A 15,832-nucleotide genomic window follows, 5' to 3' on the forward strand; every position below is an offset into this window, starting at 1 on the left:
CTTTAACTTCACCACCGTAAGTTTTTGTCAAAACTGCAGAGATAGCAGCAGTTAGAGTTGTTTTACCATGGTCAACGTGTCCAATGGTACCAACGTTAACATGCGGTTTACTACGTTCAAATTTTTCTTTAGCCACGATATATTCCTTTCTTTTCAGAAAATGCTCGGCGTTATTCACCGAGCAATAGCAATTAATTATATCAATAAAAAAGCGAGACGGTTTAGCCTCTAGCTTCTATTATTGCTTTAGTAACATTTTGCGGTGCGTCAGAGTACTTCAAAAACTCCATAGAGTATGAAGCACGCCCTTGAGTCGCAGAGCGCAGATCAGTTGCATAACCGAACATTTCAGACAAAGGCACTGTTGCATGTACAAGTTTTACACCTGCAATACCATCGTCCATACCTTCAATTAGGCCACGGCGACGATTCAAGTCTCCAACAACATCACCCATATAATCTTCAGGTGTTGTCACTTCAACTTTCATGCAAGGTTCAAGTAAGGCAGGGTCTGCTTCAAGCGCACCCTTTTTAAAGCCCATTGAACCGGCGACTTTAAAGGCCATTTCGTTCGAGTCCACATCATGATATGAACCGTCATACAAAGTGACTTTTACGTCGAGAACAGGGAAGCCAGCTAAAACGCCACTCTTCATCTGCTCTTGAATACCTTTATCTACAGCTGGGATGTATTCCTTTGGAACCACACCACCAACAATTTCGCTGACAAATTCGTAGCCAAAACCTTCTTCTTGAGGCTCTAGCTTCAACCAGACGTGACCGAATTGACCTCGACCTCCTGATTGACGAACAAACTTGCCTTCAACTTCCACAGTGTTGCGGATAGTTTCACGATAAGCAACTTGAGGTTTACCTACATTACAGTCAACACCAAATTCTCGACGCATACGGTCAACAATAATGTCTAAGTGTAGCTCACCCATACCAGATATCAGTGTTTGACCTGATTCTTCATCAGTTTCAACACGGAACGATGGATCTTCTGCTGCTAACTTTTGTAGCGCGATCCCCATCTTATCTTGGTCTGCCTTGGTTCTTGGTTCAACGGCGATTGTAATTACTGGCTCTGGAAATTCCATACGCTCAAGAATTACTTTATGGTCGCTATCGCACAATGTATCGCCAGTAGTCACATCTTTAAGACCAATAGCAGCAGCGATGTCGCCAGCGCGTACTTCTTTAATCTCTTGACGGTCATTGGCGTGCATTTGCACCATGCGCCCAATACGTTCACGTTTTTGCTTAACAGAGTTATAAACGCCAGCACCGGTCTCCAACACACCTGAATAAACACGCATGAAGGTTAAGGTACCCACGAATGGGTCTGTAGCAATTTTAAATGCTAATGCTGCGAAAGGAGCATTGTCGTCCGCTGGACGCTCAGTCTCATTCTCGCTGTCATCGATACCCTTAATAGCAGGAACTTCGACCGGCGATGGCAGAAAGTCTACCACTGCATCGAGTACTGCTTGCACACCTTTGTTCTTAAAAGCAGAACCACAGGTTGCTAGGACGATTTCATTATTTAAAGTACGTTTACGTAACGCTGATTTAATCTCTTCTTCTGAAAGTTCCCCTTCTTCAAGGTACTTTTCCATAAGTTCATCAGACGCTTCAGCAGCACTTTCAACCAAATATTCGCGCATTTCTGCAGCTCTTTCGGTTAAATCAGCTGGAATGTCTTCATAACTGAAAGTCATACCCTGATCTTCTTCAGACCAGTTAATAGCTTTCATTTTAATCAAATCAACTACGCCCTTGAACTCTTCTTCTGCACCGATATTCATTTGAATCGGTACACAAGTTGCGCCAAGGCGGTTACGGATCTGCTCGACGACGCTATCAAAGTCTGCCCCTGCACGGTCCATCTTATTGACGAAAACCATACGAGGCACGTGATACTTATCAGCCTGACGCCAAACAGTCTCAGATTGAGGTTCTACCCCTGATGAGCCACAAAAAACAACAACAGCGCCATCAAGTACTCGTAGAGAACGTTCAACTTCAATAGTGAAGTCAACGTGACCAGGAGTATCAATAATGTTGATACGATGCTCTGTAAATTGTGCTTCCATCCCGCGCCAGAAAGTAGTCGTTGCAGCTGAAGTGATGGTAATACCACGCTCCTGCTCCTGCTCCATCCAGTCCATAGTGGCAGCGCCATCATGCACTTCACCGATCTTATGAGACATACCGGTGTAGAATAGAACACGTTCAGTAGTGGTGGTTTTACCAGCGTCAACATGAGCACAAATACCGATGTTACGGTAGCGCTCAATTGGAGTTGTACGAGCCACGATTTATACCCTCTTAGCTAAAACCTGAGTGTCAGCAATGCAAGTAAGGCGTGGGTGTAAACCCACGCCAAGATATTACCAGCGGTAATGAGCAAACGCTTTGTTTGCTTCTGCCATACGATGCACGTCTTCGCGCTTCTTAACAGCAGTACCTTTGTTTTCTGATGCGTCTAGCATTTCACCGGCTAGACGTAACGCCATAGATTTTTCACCACGCTTACGTGCAGCTTCAACCAACCAGCGCATCGCTAGTGCGTTACGACGCACTGGACGAACTTCACATGGTACCTGGTAAGTAGAACCACCAACACGACGAGATTTAACCTCGACTGATGGACGTACATTGTCCAGGGCTGCTTCAAGGATTACTAAATGATCTTCGCCTTTCTTTTCAGACGCAGTATCTAGTGCCTTGTAAATAATTTTTTCTGCAGTCGACTTTTTGCCGTCCTGCATAATGACGTTGATGAACTTAGCCAGCAACTCACTGTTGAACTTTGGATCTGGTAGGATTTTACGTTGTCCTACAACGCGACGTCTTGGCATAACAATTTCTCCGTATGCTTCAGGGACCCCAAAACTGGAATCTCAATATATCTCTAGCTTGGCCTTACTTAACGGAAAACGTTAAGACTTAGGACGCTTAGCACCGTACTTTGAACGACCTTGACGACGTTCGCTTACGCCAGCACAATCTAAAGCGCCACGTACAGTGTGGTAACGCACACCCGGTAAGTCTTTAACACGACCGCCACGGATTAGAATTACACTATGTTCCTGCAGGTTGTGGCCTTCACCGCCGATGTACGAAGTAACTTCGAAACCGTTAGTAAGACGCACACGAGCTACTTTACGTAGTGCAGAGTTAGGTTTTTTTGGTGTGGTTGTGTATACGCGAGTACAAACACCACGTTTTTGTGGACACGCATTCAACGCAGGCACATTAGTCTTATCGACTTTTGGCGCGCGAGGCTTACGTACCAACTGGTTTACAGTTGCCATGTATAGCTCCGAATCAGTTGATTTAATCAACAGTAAGGTGTGAAAAATCTATATCCCACAGGTGTGGGACGCGAAATTTTAGAAGTGTATGGCGTGTGTGTCAAGAAATAGACAACTTTTAACCGATTTAAAGTAAAAAAAAGGCGCCAAAGGCGCCTTTTTTACAATCTATTTACTTTTCAGACTGAATTAATCAGAACTTCCAGCAAGATTTAGTAGATCAGCAAGGTTCTGCTCAGCTTCGCTCGCGCTAATTGCTGGTGCTTCTTCGGCAGCTGGTTTAACAGCAGCTTCGGCACGCTTCTGGTGGTAAGAGTAACCTGTACCAGCAGGGATCAAACGACCCACAATTACGTTTTCTTTCAGACCGCGTAGCTTATCGCTCTTACCGCCAACAGCTGCTTCAGTAAGAACACGAGTGGTCTCCTGGAACGATGCTGCCGAGATGAACGATTCAGTCGCAAGAGACGCCTTGGTAATACCAAGTAGTTCACGCTCGAATGTCGCTGGCTGCTTACCTTGTGCTTCAAGTTCGCGGTTAGCGATCTTCACACGTGATACTTCAGCTTGCTCACCCGCTAGGAATTCACTGTCACCAGCGTTAGCGATCTCACACTTACGCAGCATCTGGCGAATAATCACCTCAATGTGCTTATCGTTGATCTTCACGCCCTGTAGACGGTAAACATCCTGAACTTCATTCACGATGTAGTTAGCCACATTGTGGATACCACGTAGACGTAGAATGTCGTGCGCTGCTTCTGGACCATCAGCAATAACTTCACCGCGTTCAACTTTTTCACCTTCGAACACGTTAAGGTTACGCCACTTAGGAATCATTTCTTCGTAATGATCGCCACCTTCAGCAGGGGTAATCACTAGACGACGCTTACCTTTGGTTTCTTTACCGAACGAGATAGTTCCCGAAACTTCAGCAAGAATAGCAGGCTCTTTTGGCTTACGCGCTTCGAACAAGTCAGCAACGCGCGGCAGACCACCGGTAATATCGCGAGTCTTAGAAGATTCTTGAGGAATACGTGCTAATGCATCACCAACGTTAATTGGTGCGTTATCGTCAAGGTTCACAATCGCGTTGCCTGGCAAGAAGTATTGCGCTGGTACTTCAGTACCAGGAATCATCAAGTCACCGCCATCAGCAGCAACAAGACGGATCATAGGACGCATCTCTTTACCCGCTGTTGGACGTTGTGCAACATCTAATACTACGATAGATGAAAGACCCGTTAGTTCGTCTGTTTGACGTGTCATAGTGACACCTTCAATCATATCTACGAACTTAGTACTACCCGCCACTTCTGTGATAATCGGGTGAGTATGTGGATCCCAGTTAGCGATAATCTCGCCAGCTGCTACAGGTGCGTCTTCTAGTTTTTCTAGAACCGTACCGTAAGGCACTTTGTAACGCTCTTTTTCACGACCTAACTCATCGATGATGGCTAGTTCAGATGAACGAGAAACGATAACCAGTTTACCTTCGCTGTTGGTTACATGCTTAGCATTGTGCAGCTTAAGAGTACCCGCGTTCTTAACTTGAACGTTGTTCTCAGCTGACGCTCGAGATGCCGCACCACCAATGTGGAAGGTACGCATCGTAAGCTGTGTACCTGGCTCACCAATAGACTGAGCAGCTACAACACCAATCGCTTCACCTTGGTTGATGATATGGCCACGAGCCAAATCACGACCATAACAAGCAGCACACACACCGAAGTCTGTATCACAGCTAATTACTGAGCGAACAATCATCTCATCGATAGAGTTATCTTCTACCGTGTCACACCATGCTTCATCAAGCAGAGTGTTACGTGGGATAAGCACTTCTTCAGTACCAGGCTTGAATACGTCTTGTGCAACCACACGACCAAGAACACGTTCACGCAACGGCTCAACAACATCACCACCTTCAATAAGCGGTTTCATTGTTAGACCTTCAAACGTGCCACAGTCTTCTTCAATCACAACTAAATCTTGTGCAACGTCTACTAGACGACGAGTCAGGTAACCAGAGTTAGCTGTCTTCAATGCCGTATCCGCAAGACCTTTACGCGCACCGTGAGTAGAAATAAAGTACTGAGATACGTTTAGACCTTCACGGAAGTTAGCGGTAATTGGTGTTTCGATAATTGAGCCATCTGGCTTAGCCATCAGACCACGCATACCCGCTAGCTGACGAATCTGTGCCGCACTACCACGAGCGCCCGAGTCGGCCATCATGTAGATACTGTTGAATGATTCTTGCTTCTCTTCTTCACCGTCACGGTTAATGACTGTTTCAGAAGACAAGTTGTCCATCATCGCTTTAGACACTTTTTCGTTAGCGCTTGCCCAGATATCGATGACCTTGTTGTAACGCTCACCCGCTGTTACTAGACCTGATTGGAATTGCTCTTGAATCTCAAGAACTTCCGCTTCGGCATCAGCAACTAGCGTGTATTTCTCATCTGGAATAACCATGTCGTTGATACCAACAGAGGCACCTGACACAGTTGCAAAATGGAAACCGGTGTACATCAATTGGTCAGCAAAGATAACGGTATCTTTAAGACCTAGTTGACGGTAACAAGTGTTCAATAGCTTAGAGATCTGCTTCTTACCCATGTTCTGGTTAACCAGATCAAACGATAAGCCTTTTGGCAGGATCAATGACAATAAAGCGCGACCAACGGTAGTATCTACGATACGACGAGTCTTAACTTTTTCGCCTGCTTCGTCAGTCTTGGTTTCGGTAATACGAACCTTAACGCGAGCATGCAATTCGGCAGCACCAGTACGGTAAGCTTTTTCAGCTTCCGCTACTGATTCAAATGCCATGCCTTCACCCTTGCCATTTACACATTCACGGCTGGTGTAGTAAAGACCCAATACAACGTCCTGAGATGGTGTAATCACCGGCTCACCGTTTGCAGGTGAAAGAATGTTGTTGGTAGACATCATAAGTGAACGTGCTTCTAGCTGAGCTTCCAGCGTTAGCGGCACGTGAACAGCCATTTGGTCACCATCGAAGTCGGCGTTGTATGCCGCACAAACCAATGGATGAAGCTGGATAGCTTTACCTTCGATCAGTACTGGCTCAAATGCCTGGATACCTAGTCTGTGCAGTGTTGGTGCACGGTTAAGCATCACTGGGTGTTCACGAATAACATCGTCTAGAACATCCCATACTTCAGGTACTTCGCGCTCAACCATCTTCTTAGCAGCTTTAATAGTTGTAGCTAAGCCACGACCTTCTAGCTTGCCATAGATGAATGGCTTAAATAGCTCAAGTGCCATCTTCTTAGGAAGACCACACTGATGTAAGCGAAGCGTTGGACCTACGGTAATAACCGAACGACCAGAGTAATCAACACGCTTACCAAGCAAGTTCTGACGGAAACGACCTTGCTTACCTTTGATCATATCGGCCAAAGATTTAAGCGGACGCTTGTTAGAACCCGTAATAGCACGACCACGACGACCGTTATCCAATAGCGCATCGACAGATTCTTGCAACATACGCTTTTCGTTACGTACGATGATATCTGGAGCAGCTAGGTCTAACAGACGTTTTAGACGGTTGTTACGGTTGATGACACGACGGTAAAGGTCGTTCAAATCAGACGTAGCAAAACGTCCGCCATCTAGTGGTACTAGAGGACGTAGATCAGGTGGCAGAACCGGCAGCACTTTAAGGATCATCCACTCAGGCTTGTTACCTGATTGGAAGAATGCCTCAATAAGCTTAAGACGCTTAGTGATCTTCTTACGACGAGTCTCAGAATTGATAGATGGCAATTCTTCGCGCATCATTTCAATTTCTTTCTCAAGCTCGATAGCACGCAGCAATTCTAGAACTGCTTCAGCACCCATCTTAGCTTCGAATTCATCACCGTACTCTTCCAATGCATCCAGATAGTTTTCTTCTGTTAGCATTTGACCGCGCTCAAGACTGGTCATGCCAGGCTCGATTACCACGAAAGATTCGAAGTAAAGAACACGTTCGATATCACGAAGAGTCATATCTAGCATCAAGCCGATACGAGACGGTAGTGACTTCAAGAACCAGATATGTGCTACTGGGCTTGCAAGATCAATGTGACCCATACGCTCACGACGTACTTTAGTCTGTGTAACTTCAACGCCACACTTTTCACAGATCACACCACGGTGTTTAAGACGCTTATACTTACCGCATAAACATTCGTAATCTTTTACTGGACCAAAAATACGCGCACAGAACAGACCTTCACGTTCAGGTTTGAATGTACGGTAGTTAATGGTTTCTGGCTTCTTAACTTCACCAAAAGACCAAGAGCGGATCAAGTCAGGCGACGCTAGGCCAATCTTGATACCTTCAAATTCTTCAGTCTTGCTTTGCTGTTTCAGAAACTTTAATAAGTCTTTCACGTTTCTCTCCTGAAGGAGTTAAACCGGGTGCCCTGCACAATGCAGAGCACCAATTTCTTTGCCAATAGAGGCAGTAACCAAGTGTTACTTTTGATCCAACTCGATATTAATACCGAGTGAACGGATCTCTTTCAACAATACGTTGAAAGATTCAGGCATACCTGGTTGCATCTGATGATTACCGTCAACGATGTTCTTATACATCTGAGTACGACCGTTCACATCATCCGACTTAACGGTTAGCATTTCCTGAAGGGTATATGCAGCACCGTAAGCTTCAAGTGCCCATACTTCCATCTCACCGAAACGCTGACCACCGAACTGTGCTTTACCACCCAATGGTTGCTGAGTAACAAGACTGTACGAACCGGTAGAACGGGCGTGCATCTTATCGTCAACCAAGTGGTTAAGCTTGAGCATGTACATGTAACCAACGGTTACTTGACGCTCAAATTCGTTACCAGTACGACCATCACACAGCGTTAGCTGTCCTGAAGTCGGTAGACCTGCAAGAGCAAGCATCTGCTTGATCTCTTTCTCTTTGGCACCATCAAACGCAGGTGTAGCTGTTGGTACACCGCCTTTAAGGTTTTTAGCAAGACGCAGGACTTCATCATCAGTAAATGAATCGATATCGACGCGCTGTTGCACTTCGTCACCTAACTCATAAACTTCTTTGATGTAGCCGCGAAGTTCTGCCAATTCGCGCTGCTCTTCAAGCATCTCAGTAATACGATTACCGATACCTTTCGCTGCAGCACCCATATGAACTTCAAGTACCTGACCGATGTTCATACGTGACGGTACACCTAGTGGGTTCAATACGATATCCACTGGGTTACCTTTTTCATCGTAAGGCATGTCTTCAACAGGACAAATCTTAGAGATTACACCCTTGTTACCATGACGACCCGCCATCTTATCACCAGGCTGGATTGTACGTTTAACTGCAAGGTAAACCTTAACAATCTTCAGTACGCCAGGTGCTAAATCATCACCTTGAGTGATCTTACGACGCTTAACTTCGAACTTCTTATCGAAATCGGCTTTTAGCTCTTCCGCTTGCTCAGCTAATTGCTCTAGCTCAGTTTGCTTAGCTTCATCATCGATGGTTTGAACCAACAATTGTGAACGTGGAATAGCATCAAGTTGGGCTTCATCGAAACCAGCACCTAGTAATAGGTTGCGAGCACGACCAAGAACACCATCTTCAAGAATTTGGAACTCTTCAGTCAAATCCTTCTTCGCCTGAGCGATATGCATCTCTTCGATTTCAACAGCACGCTTATCTTTATCAACGCCGTCACGAGTAAATACTTGTACGTCGATGATAGTACCTTTAACAGAATTAGGTACACGTAGTGAGCTATCTTTAACGTCAGATGCTTTTTCGCCGAAGATTGCACGGAGAAGCTTTTCCTCTGGAGTAAGCTGTGTTTCACCCTTAGGTGTCACTTTACCTACTAGGATGTCGCCACCCTTAACTTCTGCACCGATATAAACGATACCTGATTCATCTAGCTTAGAAAGCGCAGACTCACCAACGTTTGGAATATCAGCAGTAATCTCTTCGCTACCCAACTTAGTATCACGAGCGATACAAGAAAGCTCCTGAATGTGGATAGTCGTGAAGCGGTCTTCCTGAGCTACACGCTCAGAAATAAGGATTGAATCCTCAAAGTTGTAACCGTTCCAAGGCATGAACGCGATACGCATGTTCTGACCAAGAGCCAAATCACCTAAATCGGTAGATGGGCCATCGGCTAGTACGTCACCACGGACAACTGGATCGCCAACACTACAACAAGGACGTTGGTTAATACATGTGTTCTGGTTAGAACGAGTGTATTTAGTCAAGTTGTAGATATCGATACCAGCTTCGCCTGGAGTCAACTCAGCTTCGTCAACTTTTACTACGATGCGGCTTGCGTCAACATAGTCAACGTAACCACCACGCTTCGCAGCAACAACAACACCAGAGTCAACAGCAAGAGTACGCTCAATACCAGTACCAACTAGTGGCTTATCAGCCTTAAGTGTAGGTACGGCTTGACGTTGCATGTTTGCACCCATCAATGCACGGTTAGCATCATCGTGTTCTAGGAACGGAATTAGCGATGCCGCTACAGAAATAATCTGTTGTGGCGAAACGTCCATGTATTGGATGTCTGCTGCGCCCATAAAGGTAGAATCACCTTTATGACGACAAGCAATAAGCTCATCCATCATGCGACCGTTTTCGTCTAACTCAACGATAGCCTGCGCAATAACATAGCGACCTTCTTCGATTGCTGAAAGGTAATCGACCTCATCAGTAACCACACCATCAATAACCTTACGGTAAGGTGTTTCAAGGAAACCATAGTTGTTAGTACGAGCAAAGGTTGACAACGAGTTGATCAAACCAATGTTTGGACCTTCAGGAGTTTCGATTGGACAAAGACGACCGTAGTGGGTCGGGTGTACATCTCGAACCTCAAAACCAGCACGTTCACGAGTCAAACCACCAGGGCCAAGTGCAGAAATACGACGCTTATGCGTCACTTCTGATAGCGGGTTGTTTTGATCCATGAATTGCGAAAGCTGTGAAGAGCCAAAGAATTCTTTAACTGCAGCAGAAATTGGCTTAGCGTTGATCAAGTCCTGAGGCATTAGCTCATTCAGATCACCTAGGCTTAAACGCTCACGTACGGCACGTTCTACACGAACTAAACCAACACGGAACTGGTTTTCAGCCATTTCGCCAACACTACGGATACGACGGTTACCAAGGTGATCGATATCATCAACTTCGTCTAAACCATTACGGATGGCGATGATGTTCTTCATCACGGCAACGATATCTTCTTTAGAAAGGATACCCGTACCTTCGTCGTCATCAATACTTAGACGACGATTGAACTTCATACGACCAACTTTAGATAGATCGTAGCGTTCTTCGCTGAAGAAAAGGTTATTAAATAACGCTTCTGCAGCATCTTTGGTTGGTGGCTCGCCTGGACGCATCATACGGTAGATTTCAACAAGCGCTTCTAAGCGGTTAGTTGTAGAATCAATACGTAGCGTGTCAGAGATGTAAGCGCCGTTATCAAGTTCGTTGATATACAGAGTGCTTACTTCTTTGATACCTGCCAATGAAAGCTTAGCAAGATCTTCTAGGCCGATTTCTGCGTTAGCAGAAACTAATACTTCGCCAGTATCTGGATCGATGTAGTCTTGACCAGAAATCTTACCAGCTATGTACTCAACTGGAACTTCAAGTTCAGTAGTATTAGTCTTTTCAAGTTGACGGATATGACGCGCAGTAATACGACGTCCCTTTTCAACCAGAACAGTGCCTTCAGCATCTTTAATATCGTAACTTGCAGTTTCGCCACGTAGACGATCAGCAACTAGATCCATTACTAGTGAATCTTGCTTGATCTTAAAGTTTACGCGATCGAAGAACAGGTCAAGAATATCTTGAGTTGAATAATCTAATGCGCGAAGAATGATCGATGCAGCCAGCTTACGACGGCGGTCAATACGAACAAACAATGCATCTTTAGGATCGAATTCAAAGTCTAACCAAGAACCACGGTAAGGAATAATACGTGCGTTATACAGCACCTTACCTGAAGAGTGGGTTTTACCACGGTCATGATCGAAGAATACGCCCGGGCTACGGTGTAGCTGAGATACGATAACACGCTCAGTACCATTAATTACAAAGGTACCGTTGTCAGTCATAAGAGGGATATCCCCCATATAAACTTCTTGTTCTTTAATGTCTTTTACAGTGCCAGGTGCAGCTTCACGGTCATAAAGAACCATACGCAATTTAACGCGTAGTGGTGCAGAATATGTAATACCGCGGATTTGACACTCTTTCACATCAAAAACTGGCTCGCCTAGTTTGTAGCTGACGTATTGCAGCTCCGAATTACCAGAAAAGCTCTTGATGGGAAAAACGCTACGGAAAGCGGCTTCAAAACCACGCTCACCTGTAGGATCTTGATCGGTGAACTTCTTAAAAGAGTCCAACTGGATTGACAATAGGTAAGGGATATCCAGAACTTTCTGGCGTTTACCGAAGTCTTTGCGAATACGCTTCTTTTCAGAATAGGAGTAAACCATGGGTTTCCTCTGATTGCGAGATGTGACCAAGACTGAAACAATCGTCATGATTGAAACAGCGCGTTTGCCCATCACCGTTGATAGCAAGAACCCAACCAGTAATCTCTGTTAGGAACTGCAAAATCTGGCGACAAACGGTGAAAAAAAAATCGCCTACGCTTACAGCGCAAAAAAGGCCGACGGTTAAAAAACCGCCAGCCTCCGCCCGATTACTCGGGTGGTAGTAAGTTAAAGTATAACTTACTTGATCTCTACTGCAGCACCAGCTGCTTCAAGATCAGTTTTTAGAGCTTCAGCTTCTTCTTTAGTGATAGCTTCTTTAACTGCTACTGGAGCAGATTCAGCCATACCTTTAGCTTCTTTCAGGCCAAGACCTGTAGCAGCGCGAAGTGCTTTAATAGTTGCAACTTTGTTGTCGCCGTGTGAAGTAAGAATTACGTCGAATTCTGTTTGCTCTTCAGCAGCGCCAGCGTCACCGCCACCTGAAACAACTGCAGCTGCAGCAGATACGCCGAACTTCTCTTCCATTGCTTCGATTAGTTCAACAACTTCCATTACAGACATTTCTGCAAGGGCTTCTAAGATTTGGTCTTTAGTGATAGACATAACAAAAAATTCCTAATTGTACTGAATTCAATTTAATTAAGCGGCTAATAAAATTATTAAGCAGCTTCTTTCTGATCGCGTAGAGCGGCCAATGTACGAACCAACTTGCCAGCAGATGCTTCTTTTAGAGTCATCATGAACTGAGCTAGTGCTTCTTCGTATGTTGGTAGTTTTGCTAAACGATCAATATTATCTGCAGGGATTAATTCCCCTTCAAAGGCTGCTGCTTTGATTTCAAACATCTCTTGTGACTTGGCGAAATCTTTAAGAAGACGCGCTGCTGCACCTGGGTGCTCATTAGAGAATGCAATCAAAGTAGGACCAGTGAACGTATCGCTTAGGCACTCAAAATCAGTACCAGCTACAGCGCGTTTTACTAGTGTGTTACGTACAACTTTAACGTATACACCAGCTTCACGAGCTGCTTTACGAAGACCGGTCATATCACCTACAGTTACACCGCGTGAATCGGCAACAACTGCAGATAAAGCACCTTTGGCAGCTTCGGCGACTTCAGCAACAATCGCTTTTTTGTCTTCGAGTCCTAATGCCATTGGCTTTACTCCTGGATTCTATCTAGGGAAATCTCCCTAGCAATTACCATGCTAAACATCTAATGATATTTAGCGACTTACGGCGCGAAAAGATCCAGCAGAATAAAATCTATCTGGGGTCCGACACCGTCTACGTAGGAAATTAAGATGATTACTTGAATCAACACCTACGGTCTTGGACGGAGGCAAATCTTTAACCTAAAAGATTAAATCATAGCCTCAACCCTACAAAGTGCGCGCATTATAGACTAATGCGCGAGCTTTGTAAATTTACTTAGCGTCTTCCAGAGTACTCTGGTCAACCGCAACACCTGCACCCATAGTGGTAGAGATGCTTACTTTCTTAAGGAAAACACCTTTAGCAGCAGCTGGCTTGGCTTTTTTAAGAGCAGCAAGTAGAGCTTCTAAGTTTTCTTTAAGTTGAGCAGTTTCAAAATCCACTTTACCGATAGTAGTGTGGATGATGCCGTTCTTGTCGTTACGGTAACGAACTTGACCCGCTTTAGCGTTCTTAACTGCTTCAGCAACGTTTGGCGTTACTGTACCAGTTTTAGGGTTAGGCATTAGACCACGTGGGCCTAAGATTTGACCTAACTGACCAACAACGCGCATAGCATCTGGAGATGCGATAACTACGTCAAAGTTCATTTCGCCAGCTTTAACTTGTGCAGCAAGCTCGTCCATACCGACTAGCTCAGCACCAGCTGCAGTAGCAGCTTCAGCGTTAGCGCCTTGAGTGAATACAGCTACACGTACTTCACGACCAGTACCGTGTGGTAGCACTGTTGCGCCACGAACGTTTTGGTCAGATTTACGTGGATCAACACCAAGGTTTACAGCAACGTCAACACTTTCAACGAACTTAGCTGTTGCTAGTTCTTTTAGTAGTGCTACGGCTTCATTGATGTCGTAGTTCTTAGTCACTTCAACTTTTTCGCGGATCAAACGAGCGCGTTTAGTTAGCTTTGCCATTATATTAGTCCTCTACTACCAAACCCATTGAACGCGCAGTACCTTCAATAGAGCGCATCATAGCGTCCATATCAGCACCAGTCATATCAGCGGCTTTAGTCTCAGCAATTTCCTGGACAGCGCTACGCTTGATAGTTCCCACTTTGTCAGTGTTAGGACGGCCAGAACCAGACTTCAGACCAGCTGCTTTAAGCAGTAGGAAAGATGCAGGTGGCGTCTTAGTTTCAAAAGTGAAAGAGCGATCAGTGTAAACAGTGATAACTACAGGAATTGGCATACCTTTGTCGAACTTTTCAGTACGAGCGTTGAATGCTTTACAGAATTCCATGATGTTAACACCTTTCTGACCCAATGCTGGGCCAACTGGTGGCGACGGGTTTGCAGCACCGGCTGCTACTTGTAGTTTGATGTAACCATCAACTTTCTTTGCCATGAGACATTTCCTCAAGTTTGGGTTCAAACGCCATCAACACTATGTTGAACAGCTCCCCGAAAAATATGGGTGCGAATTATATATAAATTCGCACCCATTTCCAATCAGTATTTGCGCTTTATTTAATCAGCTTTTTTCAATCTGGCTAAAATCAAGTTCTACTGGTGTTGAGCGACCGAAGATCATCACAGAAACCTTAACGCGGTTTTTCTCATAATCAACTTCTTCAACAGTACCGTTGAAGTCAGCAAAAGGTCCGTCAGTAACACGAACAACTTCACCAGCTTCAAACATAACGCGATGCGTTGGAGACTCAGTAGTGTCTTGAAGACGCTGAAGAATAGCATCAGCTTCTTTATCTGAAATAGGGGCTGGACGATCTGATGTGCCACCAATGAAACCCATTACACGAGGGATACTTTTCACTAAGTGCCAGCTTTCGTCATTCATCTCCATCTGGACTAATACATAGCCAGGGAAGAATTTGCGTTCGCTCTTACGACGTTGGCCCGCACGCATTTCAACAACTTCCTCAGTAGGTACTAAAACCTCACCGAAGTAATCTTCCATGCTGTGCATTTTGATATGTTCATTCAAAGATTTACAAACGCGGCCTTCATAGCCTGAAAACGCTTGTACTACATACCATCTTTTTTTAGCTTCAGTTGCTTCAGTCATTCGAGATGCCTATACGCCTGTAATAAAATTAACAATTCTAAGCAATACTGCGTCTAGACCCCATAGGATTAATCCTAAAACGGCTGTAGCAGCTAATACAATAAAAGTTGTATTGAGTGCTTCTTGGCGCGTAGGCCATACCACTTTACGAACTTCAATCTGTGCTTCACGAGCAAACGTTAATGCTTGCTTGCCTTTTTCTGTTTGCGACGCAATAAGACCAGCAATAGCAAAGGCGATTACAACACCGAAAGCGCGCGCAACAACACTTGCTTCAGCGAAATAATGATTGCCAATAATAGCAGCAGCCAAGAAGATTACGACTAGGCCCCACTTTACGATATCCAGAGAGTTACCCTGGCTTTCAGTATTTGTTGTCATCGGTTAATTCCGTTACTCACTACGTTCTGAGGTTATACATACTATAAAATAGCACTTTGCTCAGTAAAAAAATCAGCCAGACTCAAGTCTAAACTGACGACTGCTCAACACACTCACTAAAAAAGTATATCCAGCGAGTCAAAAATCGGCCATAGATTGTATTCTTATTCCGCGTAATTGGCAAGAATACAAAGCTAAGCTTAGTGAACAAAATCAGTATTAGCTTTCGATTAAAATCAAAAAAGGCAGCCTAAGCTGCCTTTTTCAGTATTGCGTTAAGATTAGTCGCTATTAAGCAACGATCTCTGCAACAACACCAGCACCAACTGTACGTCCACCTTCACGGATTGCGAAGCGTAAACCTTCGT

The 15,832-nt window shown here is 44.8% G+C and carries 12 protein-coding genes and 1 pseudogene; all 13 read right to left on the minus strand.

What is annotated here, in order from left to right:
* A partial coding sequence (locus AB4238_RS10345; RefSeq protein ID WP_372033394.1) for a GTP-binding protein occupies nucleotides 1-136 on the minus strand: 136 nt, incomplete at its 3' end.
* Nucleotides 137-221: 85 nt separating this feature from the next.
* Complete coding sequence (fusA, locus tag AB4238_RS10350) at nucleotides 222-2,318, minus strand: elongation factor G (RefSeq protein ID WP_372033392.1); 2,097 nt, start codon at nucleotides 2,316-2,318, stop codon at nucleotides 222-224.
* A gap of 75 nt (nucleotides 2,319-2,393) precedes the next feature.
* Entirely contained in the window at nucleotides 2,394-2,864 is a 471-nt protein-coding gene (gene rpsG, locus AB4238_RS10355; protein WP_020912134.1) for a 30S ribosomal protein S7, read from the minus strand.
* Between the two features lie 81 nt (nucleotides 2,865-2,945).
* Complete coding sequence (gene rpsL / locus AB4238_RS10360) at nucleotides 2,946-3,320, minus strand: 30S ribosomal protein S12 (protein WP_012327264.1); 375 nt, start codon at nucleotides 3,318-3,320, stop codon at nucleotides 2,946-2,948.
* Nucleotides 3,321-3,509: 189 nt separating this feature from the next.
* Nucleotides 3,510-7,724, minus strand: coding sequence for a DNA-directed RNA polymerase subunit beta' (gene rpoC, locus AB4238_RS10365; RefSeq protein ID WP_020912133.1), 4,215 nt, complete (start codon nucleotides 7,722-7,724; stop codon nucleotides 3,510-3,512).
* 84 nt (nucleotides 7,725-7,808) lie between these two features.
* The gene (rpoB, locus tag AB4238_RS10370) at nucleotides 7,809-11,840 is read right to left on the minus strand and encodes a DNA-directed RNA polymerase subunit beta (protein WP_372033393.1); all 4,032 of its coding nucleotides are present in this window, start codon (nucleotides 11,838-11,840) and stop codon (nucleotides 7,809-7,811) included.
* Between the two features lie 240 nt (nucleotides 11,841-12,080).
* A complete protein-coding gene (gene rplL, locus AB4238_RS10375; protein WP_220739638.1) occupies nucleotides 12,081-12,446 on the minus strand; it encodes a 50S ribosomal protein L7/L12 in 366 nt (121 codons plus the stop codon).
* Between the two features lie 56 nt (nucleotides 12,447-12,502).
* Nucleotides 12,503-13,000 carry a 50S ribosomal protein L10 gene (rplJ, locus tag AB4238_RS10380; RefSeq protein WP_371994985.1) on the minus strand — a complete coding sequence of 166 codons (498 nt, stop codon included), beginning with the start codon at nucleotides 12,998-13,000 and terminating at the stop codon, nucleotides 12,503-12,505.
* Nucleotides 13,001-13,270: 270 nt separating this feature from the next.
* Nucleotides 13,271-13,972, minus strand: coding sequence for a 50S ribosomal protein L1 (rplA, locus tag AB4238_RS10385; RefSeq protein WP_248976464.1), 702 nt, complete (start codon nucleotides 13,970-13,972; stop codon nucleotides 13,271-13,273).
* A gap of 4 nt (nucleotides 13,973-13,976) precedes the next feature.
* Complete coding sequence (gene rplK / locus AB4238_RS10390) at nucleotides 13,977-14,405, minus strand: 50S ribosomal protein L11 (RefSeq protein WP_020912128.1); 429 nt, start codon at nucleotides 14,403-14,405, stop codon at nucleotides 13,977-13,979.
* A gap of 126 nt (nucleotides 14,406-14,531) precedes the next feature.
* Nucleotides 14,532-15,083, minus strand: coding sequence for a transcription termination/antitermination protein NusG (gene nusG / locus AB4238_RS10395; protein ID WP_020912127.1), 552 nt, complete (start codon nucleotides 15,081-15,083; stop codon nucleotides 14,532-14,534).
* A gap of 9 nt (nucleotides 15,084-15,092) precedes the next feature.
* Nucleotides 15,093-15,464 carry a preprotein translocase subunit SecE gene (gene secE / locus AB4238_RS10400; protein ID WP_020912126.1) on the minus strand — a complete coding sequence of 124 codons (372 nt, stop codon included), beginning with the start codon at nucleotides 15,462-15,464 and terminating at the stop codon, nucleotides 15,093-15,095.
* A gap of 291 nt (nucleotides 15,465-15,755) precedes the next feature.
* Nucleotides 15,756-15,832 (minus strand): annotated as a pseudogene (locus AB4238_RS10405) (elongation factor Tu); the annotation flags it as partial.

It is taken from the genome of Shewanella sp. 10N.286.45.A1 (assembly GCF_041470405.1).
GTDB lineage: Bacteria > Pseudomonadota > Gammaproteobacteria > Enterobacterales > Shewanellaceae > Shewanella.

What these genes read in the sequence shown, in the direction of transcription:
- rpsG (WP_020912134.1), bottom strand. Translation starts at nt 2,864, where the DNA reads ATGCCAAGACGTCGCGTTGTAGGACAACGTAAAATCCTACCAGATCCA.
- rplJ (WP_371994985.1), bottom strand. Translation starts at nt 13,000, where the DNA reads ATGGCATTAGGACTCGAAGACAAAAAAGCGATTGTTGCTGAAGTCGCC.
- nusG (WP_020912127.1), bottom strand. Translation starts at nt 15,083, where the DNA reads ATGACTGAAGCAACTGAAGCTAAAAAAAGATGGTATGTAGTACAAGCG.
- rplL (WP_220739638.1), bottom strand. Translation starts at nt 12,446, where the DNA reads ATGTCTATCACTAAAGACCAAATCTTAGAAGCCCTTGCAGAAATGTCT.
- rpoB (WP_372033393.1), bottom strand. Translation starts at nt 11,840, where the DNA reads ATGGTTTACTCCTATTCTGAAAAGAAGCGTATTCGCAAAGACTTCGGT.
- rpsL (WP_012327264.1), bottom strand. Translation starts at nt 3,320, where the DNA reads ATGGCAACTGTAAACCAGTTGGTACGTAAGCCTCGCGCGCCAAAAGTC.
- rplA (WP_248976464.1), bottom strand. Translation starts at nt 13,972, where the DNA reads ATGGCAAAGCTAACTAAACGCGCTCGTTTGATCCGCGAAAAAGTTGAA.
- rplK (WP_020912128.1), bottom strand. Translation starts at nt 14,405, where the DNA reads ATGGCAAAGAAAGTTGATGGTTACATCAAACTACAAGTAGCAGCCGGT.
- secE (WP_020912126.1), bottom strand. Translation starts at nt 15,464, where the DNA reads ATGACAACAAATACTGAAAGCCAGGGTAACTCTCTGGATATCGTAAAG.